Below are 237 nucleotides of genomic sequence, written 5' to 3' on the forward strand. Positions count from 1 at the left end.
AGCTCGGCCTCGCCCCCTCCGGTGCCGATGCCCAGCAACAGATCGGAGGGCTTGCCCGCCTGCCTGACTTCTTCGTAGAGGCCCGCCTGCGCCTCCCCCGTCATCACCTTGAGCTTGCTGAAGTCCCAGCCGTTCGACTGCCCGACGCGGTCGTAGTACGCTTTGTAATCGTCTTCTCTCACGATTGATCCGCCTTTCGGATGAAGCTCCCTCTTGTGCCTTATTCAAATTTAACCG

At 59.9% G+C, this 237-nt stretch carries 1 pseudogene; it reads right to left on the reverse strand.

From position 1 onward, the window contains the following. Window positions 1–182: pseudogene (locus tag KVT38_RS34175) on the reverse strand (SAM-dependent methyltransferase); the annotation flags it as partial. Window positions 183–237 lie beyond the last annotated feature (55 nt).

The sequence above is a fragment of the Cohnella sp. GbtcB17 genome, assembly GCF_019091135.1.
In the GTDB taxonomy this organism is placed as follows: domain Bacteria; phylum Bacillota; class Bacilli; order Paenibacillales; family Paenibacillaceae; genus Cohnella.